The following is a 21,183-nucleotide window of genomic DNA, read 5'->3' on the forward strand; positions in this document are numbered from 1 at the left end:
ATAATAGTCTTTTGTTCCAAATTTTTAAGAATTAAATTCCTTTTGAGATGTTTTAATAGGTTTGTGCCGTGAAAAAGGAACGAATCATATTAACAGTAGCCTGCATGGCTATCTTCTTTGAAGCACTGGATGTATCTGTGCTCAACATGGCGATTCCGCAGATGGAATCATTTTTTCATTTTGGTGCAGCCGCTATTCAATGGGTACAAACCGTGTATGTTTTATTTTACGCCGGACTGGTATTGCTCGGCGGCCGGCTGGCAGATACCATAGGAAGAAAGAAAGTATTTGTAACAGGCGCCTGCTGTTTTGTGCTGGCGTCACTGGCTGCCGGGTCCATGAACTTCACCTGGTTGCTGGTATGCAGGGCCCTGCAAGGCGCTGGTGTGGCGCTGGCTATTCCGGCTGCAATGGCTATTATCACCAATACATTTAAAGAACCGGTAGCAAGAAACCGCGCCTTCGGAATTTTCGGCGCTACTGCGGGAATCGGGTTTGCCACAGGTCTTGCCATAGGCGGCTTAATCAGCAACTATCTCGGCTGGCAATGGGTGTTTTTTATTAATGTACCGGTAATAGGACTGGCAGTGATCCTGGCAATTGTATACATTCCGGCAGATGAAAAAGCCGTGGTGAAACCTGCGCATAACCTGCTCAGCGCATTATTGATTACCGGCCTTATGATGCTGGCCGCGTGGCTGATCCACGACCTCGGTAATATCGCCCACCACTATACGAAATATGGCCTGTGGTTATTGTTGTTCCTCACAGCTGGTATATTTTTTATACGCCGTGAACGCGTACACCCGTCACCGTTAGTAGATTTCGAACTGTTCCGGTTACATGGGGTGATCACCGGGAACATAGGAGCAGTAATGCTTGGCAGTATCTTTCTGAGTTATATTTTTATGCTCACCATATACCTGCAGCAGGATCTGCATTTCACGTCTTCACAGGCGGGCTTGTTATTATTTCCCTTTAGTATTTTATCAGGTGTTGTTTCAAAATTTATATTGCCACGCTTGTTTGGTAAACTGGGTGTGGTAAAAACAGGCATGCTGGGAAATGCTTTTATGGGATGTGGTATACTTTTTTTTATCGCCAGCTACTTTACGGATTATACATTGTTGTTTATTTTTTGTGCAGTAGCTTGTATCAATTCATTTGGTATGGCTATTACTTTTCCGTGCGTAACTATCCTGGCGGTGCAGTCGGTGCCGGAGCCACAACAGGGGCTTGCTTCGGGTATCAACGGTACGGCCAATGCGTTAGGTAGTGGGCTGGGCCTGTCTGTGACAGGATTGATCATGCAGCTGGCGGCAACGAAAGGCTGGAGCAGTTATGGCGCGGGATTAACAATGTTGGCAATTATTGCATTGGCAGCTATTATACAGCTGCTGGTGTTTTACCGCCGTAGTCAATTAGCCGTTGGTGTTGTGACCGTTCACCCGCAATAGTTCTTTCAGGTCTTCTAACGTATTGATTTCAGCTACCGGTTTATCTTTCCTCCACCGGTTAATGCGGGGGAAACGTAGTGCTACGCCGGATTTGTGGCGGTTAGATTCAGCAATGCCTTCGAAGGCGATTTCAAATACCAACTCCGGCTGCACGGTTCTTACGGGGCCAAATTTTTCAATAGAGTGGCGTTTGATCCAGTTATCCACTTCCGCAATTTCTTTATCCGTCAGGCCGGAATAGGCTTTGGTAAAGGCTACCAGCTGTTCGCCATCTTTTACTGCGAAGGTGTAATCGGTATATAAATTTGAACGACGGCCATGACCTTTCTGCGCGTATATCATTACGGCATCTATAGTCAGCGGGTCTATTTTCCACTTCCACCAATCGCCGCGCTTACGGCCAACCTGGTAGGGAGCTATCTTTTTTTTGAGCATAAGCCCTTCGCTGCCTTTATCGCGTGATTGGAGCCGCAGTTGCGTTAGTTGATCCCAGCTGTCAAAGATAATTTCCGGCGACAGCTGCAATACGGGCGCTTGTGTATTTTGCACGAGTATTTCCAACAGGGCACGGCGCTCTGCCAGTGTTTTTTCGCGGATATCTGTTCCTTCCCATTCCAGCAGATCGTAGCTGAGGAATATAACCGGCGCTTCCTGGAGTTGTTTGCGGGTCACATTTTTGCGGCCTATCCTGGTTTGCAGCGTTTGAAAGGGTAGTGGCAAACCATTGGCAAAGGTGAGTATTTCTCCGTCCAGTACGGTACCATCCGGTAAGGCTGCGGTTAATGGTGTGAACTCCGGAAATTTTTCAGTGATCAGTTCCTCTCCCCGCGACCATACAAATAGTTGTCCTTCCCGTTTGATGATCTGTCCGCGGATGCCATCCCACTTCCATTCCGCCTGCCAGTCTTTTTCCGTGCCCAGTGTTTCCGGTAATCCTTCCAATGCATAAGCGAGGTAAAAAGGATAGGGCCGGGAAGCATCTGCGCCGGTGGTATGCTGATGCAGGAGTTCTTCGATCGTTACATTATGCGGATCCCAGTTGCCGCTGATCATATGTGAAAGGGTGGCGGGTTCAATGTGGTATGTTTTGGCGAGGGCGTTCACCATCATTTTCTGCGACACGCCTATACGAAATCCGCCGGTGATCAACTTGTTGAATACAAACCTCTCGCCGTTATCGAGTGCATCCCATGTCTGCAAAATAAAAGCCTGTTTTGTTTCTTCGGTTGCTTTCTCCAGCTGTTGCAGCTGTTCCAGCCAGTAATGCAGGGGAGCCGCTATGGGAGTGGTACGTGGCGGCAGCAATAGTGCAATGGTTTCTGCGAGGTCGCCCACGGTGTGATAGCATTCTTCAAAAAGCCAGTCGGATAGTCCGGTGGCCTGCATGCACCAGGTTTTCAGCTGTGTGCTGTTGACCGTCCGTTTGGGCCGGCGCCCAGAAAACAGCGCCAGCACCCATGTTTTATCTTTATCCGGCGCTGTGGCAAAGTATTGGCTCAGCGCCCCCAGCTTCTCGTTGGTTTTGGTGCTGTTGCTTAATAATTGTACCAGTTCAGCAAATTGTTGCACGGCTTAGGATTCTGGGTTATTAATAATTTCTTCGTCGCCATAGGAAGTAGTTACTTCTTTGGCGGCAATACCTTTTTCTGTGAGGTAACGCGCAAATACGCTGCTGAAGCCATGTGTGGCGTATACCTGTTCTGCACCGGTAGCTGTTACGGCTTCGAGCAAACCGGCCCAGTCTGCATGATCCGACAATACAAATCCTGCATCTGCATTCCTGCGGCGCATATTACCACGCACCTGCATCCAGCCACTGCAAATGCCCAGTGAGTAAGGCTGGAACCTGCGCATCCAAACATTATCTTCCGCCGAAGGCGGGGCAATAATTACCGCATTCTTAAAAGCTGTTTTCGGTGTGTCGGGTGTTATCCTTTCCACCGGAGGTAAAGGCCAGCCTTCCTGTAACAGTACTTCATGCGGAATGGCGATGGCGCCATGCGCCAGGAAATGATCCACTTTATCTTTCAGATGATATAACAGCCGTTGTGCCTTTCCCAGGCTGTAAGCCAGTAGTACGCTGGCTTTGCCGGCCTGCTGGTTTTCGTATATCCATTGGGTGATGCCATCGAAAATCTGTTGCTGCTTCGGCCACCGGTAAATAGGCAAACCAAAAGTGGATTCGGTAATAAACGTATGGCAACGGACAGGCTCGAAGGGAGCCGACAATCCATCATTTTCCAGTTTATAATCGCCGCTGGCTACCCATACTTCTCCATCCTGTTCCACTCTTATCTGTGCAGAGCCGATGATGTGTCCTGCGGGATGCAGGGATACTTTTACACCGTTAAAAGAAATGGTTTCGCCATAGGCAATGCCCTGCACCTGGATGTCGTTGCCAAGCCTTAACCGTAGCAAGGGAACGCTGGCATTTTCACATAAGTAGTATTGATTTCCCCACCGGGCGTGATCGGAGTGTGCATGCGTGATCACTGCCCGCTTTACGGGTTTCCAGGGATCAATGTAGAAATCGCCTGCAGGACAGTAGATGCCGTTGTCGGTAAATTGCAGCACATTCATACAGGGAATGTACGTAAAAAAAATCGTGCCACGACAACCGTCGCGGCACGAAGCAAGTAGCGTTGCAGGGCAACTATTTATTCATTTTAATATCCATGCTATCACCTTTCTGGATGATGTAGATATTTTTATTTTCAAAGTAGGAAGGTGTTTCTTCTCCTTCTTTCAGGTATACCGGAAGAAAGTTATAATTGGTGATCACTTTAGGTGACGTACTCACCATGTTGTTGAAATAAACGCCGTTGGTATACAGCAGTTTTACAAAGTAGTAGGTCAGGTCAAAGCCTTTGAAAGCCATGTCAGACGGGCGTGCTTTGTATACCCTGCGGAAATAATCGGAGACATAACGGCTGTAGTAATCTGTTTTGTCGTTATAGTAGGGAGATGAATAATATACCTGTAAGCCTTTAAACTCGGGTTCTTTCAGCTTGATCACATCCCAGGTGGGCATACCAAAGATCTGCAATGGATAGGTAGCTGCAGAAATGCTCAGCTTGCGCAGCAGGCTTTTGGCGCCGGCTTCATCCAGGGCAGTTACAATAACGGCGTTGGTACGGTCTGCCAGCAGGTATTTGGAAATTTCTTCCGGCGTGGTGGCGTCGTTCCAAACTACTTCCCGGATCCTCGATTTTTTGGTACTCTCCATTTTATCGTAGGATGCCTTGAAATCTGCTGCCAGTCTTGTTTCAAAGGCGGTATTCCTACGGAACAGCACAATGTTTTTAGTAGCAAATGCATCCTGGATATAGTTCTGGAGTGCGTCGCAGTGCGTTTTCAAGGTGCTGTTGGAGATGTATAAAAACGGGTTGTTGTTGATACCGCCGTCATTGGGGAAAGTACCGGAAACAAAATTGATTTCTTTGTTCCTGGCAAAATCGCTCAGTTCTTTCAGTTCCGGGTTGCTCACCGCACCCAGGATGAGGTCAGTTTCATCGAGCGCTTTATTGCGGATCAGGGAAGATACGCTTTGCCTGGATTTGCTGTCGTATACGGTTACTTTCAGGTTATATCCCTGTTGCTGCAGCGTATCCAGCGCCAGTTGTGCGCCTTCATAAAATTCGAGACCGGGCAATACATACCGTGGCATGGTACGGCCGGGAATTTCACTGCTGTTGGCAAAAACGGAATCGAGGTATAATGGTGCGAAGAAAGCAATGTTATAGGAAGCTTTTTTAACTTCTTTCCCGAATGCGGGCACATTAAAAGGCGCCTTTGCAGCTTCTTTCTTATTATCCTCCGGTTTTTTAGCCGGTGAAGGTTTACTCAGAGATGGTGGTGGCCCGTCTACCTTACTGGTACTTTTCCTGGTAGATGAGCAGGAGCTGATCAAAACCAATAAAGCCAATCCGGATAACAGGTGCTTAATTGAAACTAAGTGGTTCATAATTGGCGCTAATTTACAAAAATCATTCCGGGGAATGTGAAATAAAGCATTACGGAGTTATGGATAGAAGAAATTATCTGTCTACCCATAACTCCGTAACTATAGCTCAGTATTTTATTGCTTCCTTTTTTTATTCCCACTCAATAGTAGCGGGCGGCTTGGAGCTGATATCGTATACTACGCGGTTGATGCCTTTTACCTTGTTAATGATGTCGTTAGACATTTTAGCAAGGAATTCATAAGGCAGGTGCGCCCAATCGGCGGTCATACCGTCTACAGAAGTTACTGCACGTAAAGCTACTGTGAATTCGTAGGTACGTTCATCGCCCATTACGCCAACGCTTTGAACCGGCAGCAGGATGGTGCCCGCCTGCCATACTTTGTCGTATAAGCCGGCTTCTTTCAGTCCTTCTACATATACGCTGTCTGCTTCCTGCAGCATGTGAACCTTTTCAGGGGTAATAGCGCCGAGGATACGGATCGCCAAACCAGGACCCGGGAAAGGATGACGGCCCAGGAATATTTCACTGATGCCGATTTCACGGCCCACACGGCGTACCTCATCTTTAAAGAGGAAGCGCAGCGGCTCTACCAGCTGCATATTCATCTTTTCCGGCAACCCGCCTACATTGTGGTGCGACTTGATAGTAACCGAAGGACCGTTTACAGAAACGGATTCAATTACATCGGGGTAAATGGTACCCTGACCCAGGAAAGAGATATCGGTGAGATGTGTGGCTTCCTGCTGGAAAACATCGATGAACAGGCCGCCGATGATCTTGCGTTTTTGTTCCGGATCGGAAACGCCTGCCAGTTTCCCGTAAAAAAGATCTTTTGCATTGATCCCTTTTACGTTCAGGCCCATGTGTTTATAAGATTCCAGTACGGTTTCAAATTCGTCTTTTCTCAGCAAACCGTTATCCACAAAGATGCAGAAGAGGTTTTTGCCGATGGCTTTATGGATCAGCTCTGCTGCAACGGTAGAATCCACACCGCCGCTGAGGGCCATTACTACTCTTTTATCGCCTACCTGTGCTTTGATCCTTTCCACTGTTTCATGTACAAAAGCGGCTGGTGTCCAGTCCTGGCTGCAATTACAGATATGTAGCAGGAAGTTGCGGAGGATCAGTTTACCTTCCAGGGAGTGGGTTACTTCCGGGTGGAACTGTAAACCAAACATCGGGTTGGCGGCCAGTGTGGTATTTTTAAAAGCCGCTACCGGGATATTTTCTGTAGTGGCAATAATTTCGAATGCTTCAGGAATACGTTTAATGCTATCTGCATGGCTCATCCATACCTGGCTTTTTGCAGAGATATCATATAATAACTTTTCCTCTTTGTCGTTGTGCTCCATAAAGGCGCGTCCATATTCACGGAGGTTGCTTTTAGCCACTTCGCCGCCGAAAACTTTGGCCATCATTTGCGCGCCGTAGCAGATACCGAGTACGGGTACCTTTGCAGCAATCGCGGCAATATCAATGATAGGCGCATTCTCGTCATTCACCGAAAAAGGACTGCCTGATAATATAACACCTTTAATAGTTTCGTCCCAGGCAATGGGCTGAAGGCAAGGTTTAATTTCGCAATAAACATTCAGTTCACGGATGCTGCGTGCAATCAGCTGTGTATACTGGGAACCGAAATCGAGGATAAGTATCTTTTCTGTCATGGTGGTGCAAAGATAAAGTCCTTCTACGAATTTCGGATTTGGAAATTCGAATTTCGGAAATCTGGCGTATCTTTCTGTTATAATTTAAACCCATGATATCAACAAAATCGCTCCTATGTCAGGCCATAGTGGCCTCTTCTGCTTCTGTACTCCTTTATTCCTGTGATGTAATCGGACAAAATCGTGTAAAAGGCAACGGCCATGTTATTAAGGAAGAACGGCAGGTAGTCCCTTTTCACAGGATTAAGGTAGAAGGAAGTATGAATGTATACCTCACACAGGGCGCTGCCAAAGCGGCTGTTATTGAGGCGGAAGATAATATAGCCCCGCTGGTGGAGCTGGTAGAAGAAGACGGCCGCCTCATTGTAAGACTGAAGCGTGGCGTTTCCATCAGCACCCATAAAGATCTGAACGTATTCCTCACCACCCCGGAGGTGGATGAAGCCAGTCTGGCCGGCTCCGGCGACCTGAAACTGGATGGTAAATTTACTTCCCGCTCTGATGTGAAATTCAACCTGTCGGGTTCCGGTAACCTCAAAGGCGAAATCAATGCACCGGCAGTAAAGGCTTCCATTGCCGGTTCCGGCGATATGTCGCTCAAAGGCGAAACAAAGGATGTAAACTTATCTATTGCCGGCAGCGGTAATTTTGAAGCAGATGAGCTGCTGTCTGAAAATGTAAGTGTAAATATTGCCGGCAGCGGCGATGCAGATGTGTATGCCAGTGTAAAGCTGGATGCAAAAATTGCAGGCTCAGGGAACGTAAATTATAAGGGTACACCTCAGATATCCTCTTCTGTAGCGGGTTCTGGCAGTATTAACAAGAGATAAGCTTCAACATTTACAAATCTTTAACATTTTGAATATCATATTTGGCGGTGTTAAAGAGTTTATAGAGATGTTTTGAAGAAAACAATATCAAGTCCTTGAGTCCAGGTACAGCATTCGCTATAATTAACCCGCTGATGCTGTACCTGGCTGGGGCACAAGACATTACCCCTTTAACAAATACCCCATCCCGTCAACATTTCGCGTCAAATTATCATTAAATCACATGAATCATTGCCGTTTTTTTGTATGTTTACGGCTTGAATTGTAGATTTTACTATTTAAACTGTTTGATTTACGTTTTGAATTGTTGAACTCCTATTCCTTTTATGAACGAAAGACCGAAGATCCTGGTGGTATATTATACACAGACAGGGCAATTGAAAAGGATTATTGATCATGTGCTGGCTCCGCTGGAAGGCAAAGCCGATATTACTTTTGAGCAACTGGTGCCTGTAACGCCTTTCCCTTTCCCATGGGGGAAGCAGCAATTTTATGATACTATGCCGGAAACCGTTCAATCCACCCCCCGTGGTATTGAGCCGTTGAAAGTGGACGTGAATGCACATTTCGACCTGGTTATACTGGCTTATCAGCCCTGGTTCCTTTCTCCTTCACAGCCAACTGCCGCTTTCCTGCAAAGTGAAGCTGCCAAACAGCTGCTGAAAGGTAAAAAGGTAGTAACCCTGCTGGGTAGCCGTAATATGTGGCTGAATGCGCAGGAGAAGGTAAAAAATTATCTGCAGCAGGCAGGCAGTACCCTCGTGGGTAATATTGTACTGGTTGATAAATCGCCCAATCTCATTTCCGTGATCACCATCCTTCGCTGGGCGTTTAAAGGGAAAAAGGAAGCCACGCGCTTTTTACCGCAGGCAGGGGTACAGGAAAACGAGATCATTACCTCCAGCCGGTTTGCCGCCCCAATCGCAGAGGCATTGCAAAAAAATCAATGGGACACGTTACATTCGCAACTGCTGTCATTGGATGCAGTGGAACTGCTTCCCAACCTGGTAGTACTGGAAAACAAGGGGATCAGGGCTTTCCGTTTCTGGGCAAAGTTCATCAGTGCCAAAGGTGGCCCGGGCGCTCCTTCCCGTCAGGGACGCGTATCCATGTACCGGGGATTACTGCTGGCAGGTATTTTTGTTTTAACACCGATATCCCTGATTACTTCTCTTATACAGTTAAATCTGAAAAAGGCTAAGCTGCGCCGCGAAGTAGATTATTATAAGGGTATTTCCCTGAGATAATAAGTATCAGGTCCACCTTAAAGGCGTATCAAAAGCGTACTTAAAGCGACCTTTACGCAGTGGCGTGATACTTGTAATTCCAATTAGAATTCTATATTTACGTCTGTATACAACGTATATTAAATTAAAATATGTTTTTCACTGTGAGCTGGCTGGCAAGGCAGGGCAGCTTTGACCAGGTTTTACATGTAGCCTTAAAAGACGAATAAATTCAAATGAAGGAAGTTTATATTACCAGGCTGTCTAAATTTTTACCTAACAAGCCTGTAGAAAATGAGGAAATGGAGAGTATTCTCGGCATGGTAGATGGAAAGGCTTCCCGTGCGCGTTTGAAGATACTTGGTAACAACAAAATCAAAACCCGTTACTACTCTTTGGACAAGGAAGGGAAATCCACCCATTCCAATGCAGAGATGACCGCAACAGCAGTATCACAATTATTTGATGAGCAGTTTCCTATCAGCAAATTACAGTTACTGGCCTGCGGTACTACTTCTCCTGATCAGTTGTTGCCCAATCATGCTGCTATGGTGCATGGTATCCTGAAATGCCAGCCGGTAGAGCTGATTGCAGCTACAGGAGCCTGTGCGGCAGGAATGCAGGCATTTAAATATGCCTGGATGTCTATCCGTTGCGGTAATACTTCCAACGCCGTAAGCACCGGTTCTGAAAAATTCTCCGCCTGGATGCTGGCACAGAAATTCCAGCCGGAAGCAGAAAATCTGAAAAGCCTCGACGAAAATCCCATCATCGCCTTTGAAAAGGACTTTCTCCGCTGGATGCTATCAGATGGCGCCAGTGCAGCCCTTTTCCAGGATAAACCCAATGAAGAAGGTTTATCCCTGCGGGTCGACTGGGTAGAAATACTTTCCTATGCCAATGAGCTGGAAACATGCATGTATGCCGGCGCTATCAAACAACCGGATGGCAGCACCACCGGATGGATTGATATGACCCCTGAAGAATGGGCACAGCATAGCGTATTCTCCTTTAAACAAGATACCCGTTTACTCGGTAAAAATATTGTTCCTTCCGGAGCACAAATGTGGAAAGAGCTGGTAGAGCGCCACAATATTAATCTCGATGAAATAGATTTCTTCCTGCCTCACCTGTCGTCAGAATTTTTCAGGTTAAAGATAGATGAGGAAATTACCCGGTTAGGTGTTCCTATTCCTTTGGAAAAATGGTTCACCAACCTGGCCAACGTAGGTAACGTAGGTACAGCATCACCATACCTGATGCTGGAAGAACTGATGAACAGCGGCCGCTTTAAGAAAGGACAAAAAGTAGTAATGATGGTTCCGGAAAGCGCACGTTTTTCATATGCTTATGCACATATTACCGTAGTATAAGCAATCACTTCTAAAACTGCCATCATGAAAAAAGAGGAAGTACCGCAGGATAGTGATAACCTGCATGGAGGTACATTCAAGCAGATTATGTATGCGGTGGATAATTCCGGCAATTATGTACAGGTGCAAAGTGCAGGCTGGGAGCCGGAAAACATTGCAATGGACCAGGCCTGGGAAGAAGTAAACGAAAGAGTAAAAGCGGCACGCGCCCGGGTAGAAGCAGGCGAAATAAGTCCTGTTGCCTATTACATGGAAAAGAACCTGATGGATCTGCCGCTATTGGCCAGTTACGTCGGTAAATTCCAGTGGCAGGTAAAAAGACACATGAAACCCGGCGTATTCAAAAAGCTCAGTCCTAAACTGCTGCAGCGTTATGCAGATGCCTTCAAAGTGAGTTTAACAGATCTGCTGCAGATCAAATAAAGCATACAGATATAACGGATTTGTGGGTAGATGATATCCGGTGATCTTCCCGCAAATCCGTTATTCATGATGCTGCTACAAAAAATATTATGACTAATTCTTTTTTCCAACACCACCAGACCGCCCATTGTGAAAGTGGAGTGATATCAAACCTGCTGGGACATTACGGCTTACAGATCAGTGAACCAATGGCGTTTGGTATCGGTGCCGGCATCTTTTTCGGCCATCTGCCTTTTTTAAAGGTGAACGGCGTGCCCGGTACTACTTACCGGATATGGCCCGGCGCTATTTTCCAACGGGTGTGCAAGCGGCTGGGTGTACGGATGGAATCCGAAAAATTTTCTACCCCCGAAAAAGGAATGCAGGCGCTGGACAAAGTAATTGAAGCCGGTATTCCCGTTGGATTACAATCCGGCGTGTATTACCTGCCCTACTTTCCCGCTTCCTACCGGTTTCACTTTAACGCACATAACCTGGTTGTTTACGGCAAACAGGATGGACAATACCTGGTAAGCGATCCGGTAATGGATACCGTTACCACCATTGACCCGGAAAGCCTGGCGCAGGCCCGCTTTGCCAAAGGATTTCCGGCCCCTAAAGGAAAAATGTATTACCCGGTACACGTACCGCCTTCTGCCTCGTTTGAAAAACCGATTAAAGCCGGTATTGAACAGGCATGCCACTTTATGCTGAAAGTTCCCATCCCCATGTTTGGCGTAAAGGGGATCCGCTTTCTTTCCAAAAAAGTAGCCAACTACGCCGAAAATCCCGGCGACCGGAAAGCTACGCTGTATCTCGGAAATATTATCCGTATGCAGGAAGAGATCGGCACCGGCGGTGCAGGTTTCCGTTTCCTGTATGCCGCTTTTTTACAGGAAGCAGCGGAGTTACTGAAGAAGGATGAACTGAGCAGGCTTGCAGGTGAGCTAACTAAAACCGGTGACTTATGGCGTAATTTTGCATTTGCCGCCGGCCGTGTATGCAAAAGCAGATCGGCGGATAATGTTTCCTATAAAGAGCTGAGCCAGATGTTACTGGAGTGCGCGGCATCGGAAGATGCATTCTTCCGCAAGCTGGCACAGGTGAAGTGGTAATTAAATATCCAATTGAATTATGTCCGGCATATCTGTAAAAGATCTATATAAAACCTACAAGGGGAGTGCAGAACCCACACTGAAAGGACTTACATTTCAGTTTGGGAAAGGAAAAATTGCCGGCTTGCTGGGCCCCAACGGAGCAGGCAAAACTACCACGATTTCAATATTATGCGGTATTGTGCGGGGCGACAGCGGAGAAGTAATCATACACGATTTAAAGCAGCAGGCCGCCCACCGGGAGGAGATCAAACATATTATAGGGATCGTACCACAGCAGATAGCCTTGTATCCACAACTGTCTGCCGTAGAAAATCTTACCTATTTTGGTAATCTCTACGGTTTTAAAGGAAAACCGCTGCAACAGAAAATTATGCACTACCTCGAGCTGTTTGGCCTGGAGAAAAGTGCCCACAAAGAAATCCATAAATATTCCGGCGGTATGAAACGGCGGGCCAACATTATTGCAGCCATCCTGCACAACCCCAAACTGCTGGTGCTGGATGAACCTACTGCTGGTGTGGATGTGCAGTCGCGCAGTATGATATTACAGTTCCTGCGCGATTACAACAGCCAGGGAGCCAGTATCCTGTATACTTCCCATCTGCTGGAAGAGGCGCAGTCGTTATGTGAAGAAGTAGTAATCATGGATGCTGGAAAAATGATCGTACAGGGTAATCCGCAAACCCTCATCCATCAGCATCCGGATTGTAATAACCTGGAAGACGTATTCCTGCATTTTACCGGAAATGCACTCCGGGATTAATTTTTTAAAGCTAAAAGCTAAGGGCCAAAAGCGATGTTAAGACTACTGGCAACAATCAGGAAAGAGTGGCAATTGCTGTTACGTGATAAAACAGGGATCATCCTCCTGTTTATAATGCCTGTGGTATTGATTACTGTAATGGCACTGATCCAGGATGCCCCCTTTAAGGATTACCAGGATATCCGGTTTGATATTTTAACAGTAGATAATGATCATGGCCGTTTGGGCAGGTCTGTAAAAGAAGGGCTGGCTTCCGGCGGACAATTCAATATTATCGATTCTCTTGATGGCCAGCCGGTAACGGCAGAACGGGCCAAACAACTGGTGAACGAAGGCAAATACAAGATCAGTATTATCATACCCGCAGGCGCTACAGCCGCCATTGTGAGTAATGCTAACCGCATTGTAAATGATATCACTCACCGCATGGGAATGTCTGTATCCCTGCCGGTAAAGAAAGTACCTGATTCATTAAACGTAACGATCTATTTTGACCCCGCGGCGAAGAAAGCATTTAAAGGCGCTATTCACCAGTCGGTAGATAACTTCCTCACGCAGGTGGAAACAGATATGCTGATAAGCCGTATTAAACAGCAGTTGCGGAGTAAAGACAGCACCGTTACTGCCACAGATACGCTGGCTATTCGTTTGCAGGCAGTGGGACTGAAGGAACAAAGCACCGGTACGGCCAAACAACTGGATGTAATTTCCAATTCTGTTCAACACAACGTGCCTGCCTGGAGCATCTTTGCGATGTTTTTTATTGTGATACCCATTGCCGGCAACATGATCCGGGAAAGGGAAGATGGCAGCCTGCTGCGGATGAAGCTGATACCCGGATCTTACCTGGCTATCCTGGCCGGTAAGATGCTGTTTTTCGTAGGGGTTTGTGTATTACAGTTTTACCTGATGATGCTGGTAGGCATTTATGTGCTGCCACTGCTGGATCTGCCGCAGCTGGTAATGGGACAGCATCCGGGAGCCACTTTGCTGGTAGCCGGTGGAATAGGGCTGGCAGCAACGGCTTATGGTATCCTGATTGGCACGGTATTTAAAACGCCTAACCAGGCACTGAATTTCGGAGCTATCTCTATTGTGATATTGTCGGCCATTGGCGGTATATGGATCCCGCTGGAGGTAATGCCTGCCAGGATGCAGCTGCTGGGGCATTTGTCGCCTTTAAGCTGGGGACTTGATGCTATTAATGATATTTACCTGCGCAATGGAGATGTTGGATTGGTGTGGAAGAATGTGTTGAGATTAATACTCACCGGACTGGCTATGCTGGCCATAGCCGGATGGGTGGAAAAAAGAAGAATGAACTGATAAATGTTTTCAAAACAATAGTAAAACTGTATTTTTACTCCCCGCAAGGGCATTCGCCTGTTGTGAACAACAGGTGATAAACCTACATCATTATGGAAGAATTAAAAAAGAAACTGAAAGAACAAATCATTGAGGCACTCAATCTTCAGGATACCAAACCGGAAGACATTGATGACAATGCACCATTATTTGGAGAAGGTCTGGGTCTCGATAGTATCGATTCGCTCGAACTGATGGTATTACTGGAAAGACAGTATCACATCAAAGTAGAGGACCCGCGCGAAGGTCGTAAGATTCTGCAGTCTGTTCAGTCTATGGCAGAGTTTATCCAGGCAAAACAACCGGCATAAGTAAACTGGCTACATGGCGGAAAGAGTGTTTATAACAGGGATAGGAATGATCACCGCCATTGGTGATAATGTAGCCGGAAACTTGCACCGTCTGCGCTTACAGCAAAGTGGACTGGGTTACAGCAGCTACATTGATACCATTTACAAAAATGTATTGCCTGTTGCGGAAGTAAAACATGCGGGCGAGGCTTTGTTTGCATTGGCCGGTATCCCGGTAAAGGAAGGGTATACACGTACCACTTTACTCGGACTGGCAGCCATGCGGGAGGCTTTGCAGGATGCAGGTATTACGGATGTACAATCGGCTCCCACAGGCTTTATCAATGCCAGTACCGTGGGGGGGATGTGTGATACAGAGAAGTTATATTTTGATATTATTAACCCTGAAAAGACTGGCTCCTTTTTACAATATATAGATACACTGGATTGCGCGGATTGTACACAGCGTATAGCCGACACCGTAGGATTCAGTGAACATATTGCTACTATCAGCACAGCCTGTTCATCTTCCGCCAATGCACTGATGTTTGGTGCGCGTATGATTAAGCAGGGCATGCTTCCCCGGGTGGTATGCGGCGGCACCGAAGCGCTTACCCGTTTTACATTGAATGGATTCAACTCCCTCAAAAATGTGGATAAGCAGTTTTGCCGGCCCTTTGATCAGCAACGCACCGGTTTGAACCTAGGTGAAGGCGCGGCTTACCTGGTACTGGAAAGTGAATCTTTCGCCAGGGCCAACAACAGCCGCATCCTGGCTGAGCTAAGCGGGTATTGCAATACCAATGAAGCTTTCCATCCAACCTCTCCTTCACCGGATGGCGACGGCGCCTACGAAGCCATGAAAATGGCGCTGGCTATGAGCGGACATTCACTGGAAGAAGTATCTTACATCAATGTGCACGGCACTGCCACTCTTAATAACGATGTTTCTGAAGGAAAGGCGCTGGAACGTTTATTCGGGGATAAAGTTCCCCTGTTTAGTTCCACCAAACCTTTTACGGGGCATACACTGGCGGCTGCAGGTGCGATAGAAGCCATCTATTCTATACTGGCTATTCAACATGGGATAATATTTCCCAATCTCAATTTCTCAGAAAGGATGGAGGAATTGAATATCAGTCCGGTTACCACCCTGATGGAAGGGTACCCGGTAAATCATGTTATTTCAAACTCATTCGGCTTTGGGGGCAACAATGCTTCCCTGGTGATCAGCAAATATGAAGGGTAAGTGTTACATACAAGCAATGGCGGCCATCTCCCCGCAGCCAACTTTTGAAGGGGATATTTTTTCGGCGCAGCTGGTACATACAGATAGTAACCTGCTTGCCTGTATAGAACCCGATTATAAGCCATTCATCCCCGGCAACAGCCTGCGTCGCATGACGAGGGTGCTTAAAATGGGACTGACTGCTGCACTTAAATGCAGCCAGGAAAGTGGCATCACCATACCAGGACCCATTATTACCGGCACCGGCAAAGGCAGTTTACAAGACACGGAAAAGTTTATCAAAGAGATTGCCGAATACAAGGAAACAGCCCTGAACCCAACTCCTTTTATTCAATCTACCTATAATTCTGTGAATGGATTAATTGCGTTGCAGCAAAAGTGCACAGCCTATAACAATACTTTTGTACACCGCGGTTTTTCCTTTGAAAATGCTTTGCTGGACAGTATGATGCTGTTGCAGGAAGGCGCTACACATACGCTTACCGGCGCATTTGAGGAAATTACAAAAGAACATTTTTATATCAAAAGCCGGATCGGTTTCTGGAAAGAAGCGCCTACCGACAACCGGGAATTATATCGTCATCTTTCACCCGGCAGTATTGCCGGAGAAGGCGCTACTTTCTTCACACTAACAGGCACGCCTACACCGCAGAGCTACGCAGCCATTTCTGATTTCAGGATGCTGTACAAACCACGCGGCGGAAAACTAGCCGGAGCCCTGAAAAGCTTTACCACTTCTCCTGACCTGATCATTACCGGTCGTAACGGCGACAGTAATCACGAGCATTATTATCAGGAGCTGGATCAATGTTTTCCAGGTATACCACAGTTACCATTCAAGCATCTTTGCGGTGAATATGATACCGCCGGAGCGTTTGGGTTATGGTTAGCCGCGCAGATTATCAAAGCGCAGCAAATACCCACGGCCTGGTTTCCCGGTACGGAGCCTTTGTCTGCGCCTGTTCGCACTATCCTTTTCTACAATCATTTTTACGGGGAACAGCATGTTATGTTGAAACTGGAAAGGGTTTAACTTTCACATCTTCTTAATTCACCCGCCAGGAATTGTTGTAACTCTTCTTTCGTTGGCAGTTGTACGGCGTAGGTAGAGATAAACATCTGCTGATCCATTCCGGAAGGAATGGCATATTCAGCGAGTGCCTCATCTTTATTGGTGACCAGCAAAATACCTATTGGAGGATTATCACCAGGCGCCGTCATTTTTGCTTTGAAATAGTTCAGGTATGTTGTGAGTTGTCCGGCATCTGCATACGTGAAATCACCAACTTTTAATTCGATGAGTACATGGCATTTCAGGATACGGTGATAAAACACAACATCTACAAAATAATATTCCTGTCCTATCAGGATCCTTTTCTGCCGGCCTTCAAGGCAGAAGCCGTGTCCCATCTCCAGTAAAAATTCCTGTAAATGATCCAGCAGTTTTTGTTCTACCATACTTTCCTTTTCTATTGCTTTTTGCGGAAGATCGGGAAATTCAAATGAGTATACATTTTTGATGAGATCTGCGGGTGTCACCGGGCTTTCTGTTGATTGCTGTATCAGCCGGGACAGTTTGTGCGGATCTTTGGCAAGACCCATGCGCTCGAAATAGAGACTGTTGATTTGTCTTTTTAGTTCGCGTACACTCCAGTTGCCTTTAATGCATTCTACTTCAAAAAAGGTCCGTTTGAAATCATCTTCAATTGTAAGCAAACTGGCAATGTGTGTAAACGACAGATTATTTACAATTTTCTTACCTGAAACCCTGCCAATTTCTACCGGGGGCGTTACTGAAGAACCACTTGAATTATTGGACGCTAGCAATTCATCAGACACTGTCTGATGAATTGTATTTAATTGATTATCAGCTTCTTGGAATTCGTCAGTCAGTGACTGACGAATTCGCATGTTGATTTTTTCAAATTCATCAATCACTGACTGATGAATTTGAATAGCATTATTTCTTAATTCGACTGAAACTTCGGAGCTAATCTGAGGATAATACTGATAGAATTGTCTGCACAACTTTAAGTTTGTGGCAGATAGTTTTAGCATAGGTAATGCTTTCGAAATCTGTTCCAATAATTGCGCTCCATATCTGGCTCTATCCACGCCCTTCTGTTCATATTCTACAATATAACATCCAATCATCCAGTTGCGGATGGTAAGGGAACGATTAATAGCTTTGGCGGCTACTTCCTGGAAATGTACATGTGTGGTTTCAATGCTGTTAAGCAGATGGTTAAATTTCATTTTGATAATGGTTTTATGTTAGAGATGTTGTTGTAAGTGAGGAATGCTTATAAACGTGTAAACGGGAACTGATACAGTGTTTGGGGGATTATTAATGTGAGTTATTCATTATCATTTTTATAGCATTTTTCCTAATGCCTCCGCATCAGGCAAAAATTCTTTCATGTTTTCGGGTATGCTATGGGCATGATAATGTGTGTAGGTGCCTACACTCATCGCTTTATCGATAGATTTGATAGCATAATCTACTACTGTATTATCTTTCTGTTTACAGAGTATAATGCCGATACTTGGATTTTCGTGTGGCAGTTTTACTTTATCATCCAGCACGTTCAGGTAAAAGTTCAGCTGGCCGGCGTATTCAGGTTTAAACTTTTTACGTTTCAATTCAATGGCTACAAGGCATTGCAGGTGCCGGTTATAAAAGAGCAGATCTACAAAGAATTCATTGTTGTTTACTTCCAGTCTATACTGATTACCAATAAAGGAATATCCTTTGCCCATACTCATAATGAACTTCCTGATGTTGTTCACTATTTCATTTTCAAGAATCCCTTCATCATCCTCTTCATTAATATTAACAAAGTCGATGAGGTATTCATCTTTAAATACTTCCAGTGCTTTGGATTTGATATTTTCCGGCAGTGTTTTATTGAAGTTATGGGGCATATTACCCTGGTGTTTGAAAAGATTGGCATTGATTTGATGTTCCAATTCTCTTACTGACCAGAATTGTTCTGCGGCCTGGGAGATATAAAAAAGCCGGGCATCCTCGTGGCTACATTTTTCAAGGATGAGAATATGGTGGGTAAAGCTAATGCTGTAGAAAGAAGTCTGTAATTGGCCCGTCAGTGACGGGCCAATTACGGGCGCACCGTATGAGTCATAAAAATGACGCATTTTTTTTAAATTGGTGTAAGAAAAACCTTTTACTCCAGGAAGCTCCTGCTGAAGGTCTCGAGCTATTTGTTCTACTACTTTCGCTCCCCAGTTCTCAGCATTTATCTTCTCGGAAAGCATCTGCCCGATTTTGAAATAGAGTTTTAATTGCTCCTGATTAGCAAGCCTTGCAGCAATGTATCTGCTCCTGACAATGTTCTGTTTTAAATCCTGTACAAATTCCTTGTAAGACATGTTTTTGGTTTTTTGTTTAAAGAATATGAGTTTGAAAGAAGAGTATTTATAGAACTCCCTATGTTGAATACACACAAACAACTACCATGAATGAAGAAAAAATTACTGCAGAATTCATGTTGATATGGTTTTTATAACGGAAGGATTATGCCCACTTCATTTCTCTGAAGTATGTTAACAAACATCTAAACGCGAACGAATTTAAAGCATACATCAATAAAATCCCGTTCATTTTATTCAGGGGTGAAATGATCCGTTCATTATCATGAACAGCATGCATAAAAAAAGCGGAGACATAAGCCCTGCTTATATCTCCGCTTCCATAACTGATAATATCTTATCGTACTCTATACACCGGGTAACGCATGTATTCCGGTTCTGTATAAGGTGAATTTTTAAACACAAAATTCAGCTGCGCACTGGCGTTGTTGGCGAAGGCAGTATCACCGGCTTTCTTCTTATTTAATAATTCCTGTAACTCCGGATGTTGTTTTAAATATTCAGCACCGGTATCTTCAAAAACATAAGGAGAATATCCTTCTTTTTGTCCGAGGATGGCATCAAAAAAGTTCCAGGCAAAAAAAGAATCGCCAGCGGTGGGTTCCAGTGTTTCCATCAGGAAACGGTTGGCGTTTTGGTTCATGGGAATATAGCAATCACCTTTGCGGAACCGGATGGAATCCTTGCTGCTGGTTACTTTGATGTTGGTGTGCAGGTAATGTTTTTCAAATGGTTTGGTGTAGCTCTGGAAGTCGGCAATATGATATATTTCTACGAGGATGGTCGTATCATGTTGCAGCAGCTGCATTTTTACCTGGTTATTTTTCAGCAGATTGATTACTGCCCACCAACCTTGCGGAATAATATATGCCTGTGGTTTTTCCACAAAGTTTTCTTCGGTAGCATAGTTATAGAATTTCACCTGCCTGGTGTAGGGTTTGGAGCGGTCGTAGTACAACCTGGGCAGGCCGGAAATTGCGCTGGGTTTGTGTCCGGAAGCAAAGCCACGGAATGTGATCAGGCTGTATTTGTTCATATCAAACTGCCACGCGAGCGGAAACATTTTCTGTGTAAGAGCGGTTTGCTTTGCCTGTTCGCGCAGGTGTTTAATTTCTTCACTGTGTGTGGCGGTAAATTCGATGAAGCATTCCATCAGGGCGTAAGTTGCTTTTACGCGCAGTGGATAGGGTTTCAGCATATGTGTTTCGGGTACAAAACCGAAGGTATGGAAGAGGGTTGTGTAACCGGTAGAGTAACGGGGAGCGTCAGCAAATTCCACCCATCCGCTGTCGGGTGTTTCACCAAAGTGATTTACATAGGGAACCAGGTCATAGCCTTTATTTTTCATCAGGGCGTATAACCCGGGTTCAAATGTTTTGTTCATGAATTCGCCCATTGGTCCGCCGAGTTTATTGTGCTGAGTAGTGAGGAGGGTCATGATATGCTGATAATCGGCGCCATTGCTCACGTGGTTATCCACAAATACGTCCGGATCGGTGAGGTGATAGATTTGCTGGAAGGCGAGGGCATTTTTTGAATCGGCTTTGATGAAGTCGCGGTTAAGATCCAGGTTCTGGGCGTTGCCGCGGGAGCCAAAGGCATCGGGGCCGTTCTGATCTACCCGGTACCAGGGGGAGCGGTTGAGCATTCCGCCGATATTATATACAGGGATTACAGCGAGTATGATATTTTCCGGGAGATGGATTTTCCCCTGTGCAAGGTCGCGTAGGAGCATCATACTGGCGTCTATACCATCGGGTTCACCGGGATGGATGCCGTTATTGATGAGGATAACCCGTTTATTTTGTTTGTGGAGGCTTTTAAAGTCGAAATTCCGGCTGGGGGAGTAGGTCACCAGGTGCAGGGGAAAACCGGCATCGGTGGCGCCAACGGTTTGTATATGGATCTGCGGGAAGCGTTTGGCAAGTTGCTGGTAATACCGGATCACTTCGTCGTAGGCGGCGGTTTCACGGCCATTGGTTTTCTCGTATCGCGTGGTGAGATCCTGCGCGGAGGAGAGCAGGGGAAAGAGGGCGGTCAGAAGCAGGAGTATCTTTTTCATCATCTTGGTAAAATGGAAAAACAAA

18 protein-coding genes are annotated in these 21,183 nt (G+C 45.8%); 11 read left to right on the top strand and 7 right to left on the bottom strand.

Features of this window, described 5'->3' with window-relative positions:
• The first annotated feature begins 68 nt into the window (after positions 1-68).
• Complete coding sequence (locus PV783_RS07780) at positions 69-1,457, top strand: MFS transporter (RefSeq protein WP_420987605.1); 1,389 nt, start codon at positions 69-71, stop codon at positions 1,455-1,457.
• Here PV783_RS07780 and PV783_RS07785 read toward each other — a convergent pair.
• The 4 genes from PV783_RS07785 to guaA all read right to left on the bottom strand — a co-directional run bounded on the left by PV783_RS07785 (position 1,422) and on the right by guaA (position 7,090).
• Positions 1,422-3,026 (bottom strand): ATP-dependent DNA ligase, encoded by a 1,605-nt coding sequence (locus tag PV783_RS07785; protein ID WP_420987606.1) that lies wholly within the window; start codon positions 3,024-3,026, stop codon positions 1,422-1,424. The two genes, PV783_RS07780 and PV783_RS07785, sit on opposite strands and share 36 nt — an antisense overlap.
• 3 nt (positions 3,027-3,029) lie before the next feature.
• Positions 3,030-4,037: a ligase-associated DNA damage response exonuclease gene (locus PV783_RS07790; protein ID WP_420987607.1), complete on the bottom strand. Its 1,008-nt coding sequence runs from the start codon at positions 4,035-4,037 to the stop codon at positions 3,030-3,032.
• Between the two features lie 73 nt (positions 4,038-4,110).
• On the bottom strand, positions 4,111-5,421 hold the full coding sequence (locus PV783_RS07795; protein ID WP_420987608.1) for an ABC transporter substrate-binding protein: 1,311 nt from the start codon (positions 5,419-5,421) through the stop codon (positions 4,111-4,113).
• A 130-nt stretch (positions 5,422-5,551) separates the two neighbouring features.
• On the bottom strand, positions 5,552-7,090 hold the full coding sequence (guaA, locus tag PV783_RS07800; RefSeq protein ID WP_079469294.1) for a glutamine-hydrolyzing GMP synthase: 1,539 nt from the start codon (positions 7,088-7,090) through the stop codon (positions 5,552-5,554).
• A 92-nt stretch (positions 7,091-7,182) separates the two neighbouring features.
• Between guaA and PV783_RS07805 the strand changes: the two genes are divergently transcribed.
• The 10 genes from PV783_RS07805 to PV783_RS07850 all read left to right on the top strand — a co-directional run bounded on the left by PV783_RS07805 (position 7,183) and on the right by PV783_RS07850 (position 16,739).
• Positions 7,183-7,920 (top strand): head GIN domain-containing protein, encoded by a 738-nt coding sequence (locus PV783_RS07805; protein WP_079469293.1) that lies wholly within the window; start codon positions 7,183-7,185, stop codon positions 7,918-7,920.
• Between the two features lie 326 nt (positions 7,921-8,246).
• The gene (locus tag PV783_RS07810; protein WP_079469292.1) at positions 8,247-9,167 is read left to right on the top strand and encodes a hypothetical protein; all 921 of its coding nucleotides are present in this window, start codon (positions 8,247-8,249) and stop codon (positions 9,165-9,167) included.
• Between the two features lie 215 nt (positions 9,168-9,382).
• The gene (locus tag PV783_RS07815; RefSeq protein WP_079469291.1) at positions 9,383-10,519 is read left to right on the top strand and encodes a beta-ketoacyl-ACP synthase III; all 1,137 of its coding nucleotides are present in this window, start codon (positions 9,383-9,385) and stop codon (positions 10,517-10,519) included.
• 24 nt (positions 10,520-10,543) lie between these two features.
• Positions 10,544-10,942: a hypothetical protein gene (locus tag PV783_RS07820; RefSeq protein WP_079469290.1), complete on the top strand. Its 399-nt coding sequence runs from the start codon at positions 10,544-10,546 to the stop codon at positions 10,940-10,942.
• Positions 10,943-11,031: 89 nt separating this feature from the next.
• Positions 11,032-12,036 carry a BtrH N-terminal domain-containing protein gene (locus PV783_RS07825; protein ID WP_363430861.1) on the top strand — a complete coding sequence of 335 codons (1,005 nt, stop codon included), beginning with the start codon at positions 11,032-11,034 and terminating at the stop codon, positions 12,034-12,036.
• Positions 12,037-12,055: 19 nt separating this feature from the next.
• Positions 12,056-12,802: an ABC transporter ATP-binding protein gene (locus PV783_RS07830; RefSeq protein ID WP_168771237.1), complete on the top strand. Its 747-nt coding sequence runs from the start codon at positions 12,056-12,058 to the stop codon at positions 12,800-12,802.
• 33 nt (positions 12,803-12,835) lie between these two features.
• Positions 12,836-14,128, top strand: coding sequence for an ABC transporter permease (locus PV783_RS07835; RefSeq protein ID WP_420987609.1), 1,293 nt, complete (start codon positions 12,836-12,838; stop codon positions 14,126-14,128).
• A gap of 92 nt (positions 14,129-14,220) precedes the next feature.
• Complete coding sequence (locus PV783_RS07840) at positions 14,221-14,478, top strand: phosphopantetheine-binding protein (RefSeq protein WP_079469287.1); 258 nt, start codon at positions 14,221-14,223, stop codon at positions 14,476-14,478.
• A gap of 13 nt (positions 14,479-14,491) precedes the next feature.
• Positions 14,492-15,706, top strand: a complete 1,215-nt coding sequence (locus PV783_RS07845; protein WP_420987610.1) for a beta-ketoacyl-[acyl-carrier-protein] synthase family protein — start codon at positions 14,492-14,494, stop codon at positions 15,704-15,706.
• Entirely contained in the window at positions 15,696-16,739 is a 1,044-nt protein-coding gene (locus tag PV783_RS07850) for a beta-ketoacyl synthase chain length factor (RefSeq protein WP_420987611.1), read from the top strand. Before PV783_RS07845 ends, PV783_RS07850 begins: the two co-directional genes overlap by 11 nt.
• Here PV783_RS07850 and PV783_RS07855 read toward each other — a convergent pair.
• The 3 genes from PV783_RS07855 to PV783_RS07865 form a co-directional block, all read right to left on the bottom strand.
• Positions 16,736-17,962 carry a PDDEXK nuclease domain-containing protein gene (locus PV783_RS07855; RefSeq protein ID WP_420987612.1) on the bottom strand — a complete coding sequence of 409 codons (1,227 nt, stop codon included), beginning with the start codon at positions 17,960-17,962 and terminating at the stop codon, positions 16,736-16,738. The genes PV783_RS07850 and PV783_RS07855 overlap by 4 nt on opposite strands.
• Before the next feature lie 117 nt (positions 17,963-18,079).
• Positions 18,080-19,096 carry a PDDEXK nuclease domain-containing protein gene (locus PV783_RS07860; protein ID WP_420987613.1) on the bottom strand — a complete coding sequence of 339 codons (1,017 nt, stop codon included), beginning with the start codon at positions 19,094-19,096 and terminating at the stop codon, positions 18,080-18,082.
• Positions 19,097-19,433: 337 nt separating this feature from the next.
• Entirely contained in the window at positions 19,434-21,158 is a 1,725-nt protein-coding gene (locus tag PV783_RS07865; RefSeq protein WP_420987614.1) for a M14 family metallopeptidase, read from the bottom strand.
• Positions 21,159-21,183 lie beyond the last annotated feature (25 nt).

Origin of the sequence: Chitinophaga sp. CC14 (genome assembly GCF_048957795.1) — a bacterium.
Taxonomy (GTDB): Bacteria; Bacteroidota; Bacteroidia; order Chitinophagales; family Chitinophagaceae; genus Chitinophaga; species Chitinophaga ginsengisegetis.